The sequence below is a fragment of the Cellulomonas bogoriensis 69B4 = DSM 16987 genome (assembly GCF_000767165.1).
GTDB lineage: Bacteria > Actinomycetota > Actinomycetes > Actinomycetales > Cellulomonadaceae > Actinotalea > Actinotalea bogoriensis.
In genome coordinates this window covers 1-643 of the sequence record NZ_AXCZ01000415.1, presented here as the reverse complement: position 1 = coordinate 643, position 643 = coordinate 1, and the positions used below count along the sequence as shown (strand labels likewise).

General features: G+C 76.0%; 1 protein-coding gene and 1 pseudogene. Both read left to right on the top strand.

Annotated features, from left to right (window positions below; all coding sequences use genetic code 11):
• Positions 1–330: pseudogene (locus tag N869_RS18170) on the top strand (type II secretion system F family protein); the annotation flags it as partial.
• 104 nt (positions 331–434) lie between these two features.
• Positions 435–643: DUF4244 domain-containing protein (locus N869_RS15760; RefSeq protein ID WP_035063276.1), on the top strand; the 209-nt coding region annotated here is incomplete at its 3' end.

The window sequence follows — 643 nt, the reverse complement described above, 5'->3', positions numbered from 1 at the left end:
GCCGTCGGGCGACCCAGGGGTGAGGTCCTGCGCCGCGCGGGGCGGGCTCTGGTCCTCGGGTCGGACTGGGCGCAGGTGTGGGAGGTCGGTGAGGGTCTCGAGCCGGTCGCCCGGGCGCTGCGACCGGCTTGGCAGGACGGCGTGCCCGCGGTCCCCGCGCTCCGGGACGCCGCGGACCGGCACCGCCGTGAACGGCAGGGACGGGCCCTGGAGGAGGCCGGACGTCTGGGAGTCCGCCTGGTGCTCCCTCTGGGGCTGTGCCACCTGCCCGCGTTCGTGCTGGTGGGCCTGGTGCCGGTGCTGGTGTCGATGGCTTCGGGCCTCGGGTGAGCGCTGTCCACCGGTGCCGGTCCCGCTCCAGGGACCGGCGGGCGCACGGCGGCACCGTGGTGCCGGTCGGGGCGACGGGCTCCGGCACGACGAGAGGACGGACCATGACCGAGGCCACGACGACGAACGACCCGGGCACCACCGGCCCCGCCCGGCGTCCCGGGACGGACCTGTGGTCCGACGACACCGGCATGGCGACCGCGGAGTACGCGATCGCGACGGTCGCTGCGGCCGGGTTCGCCGGCCTGCTCATCCTGATCCTGCGCAGCGACGAGGTCCGTGAGCTCCTGCTGGGGATCGTCCGTGGGGCCCT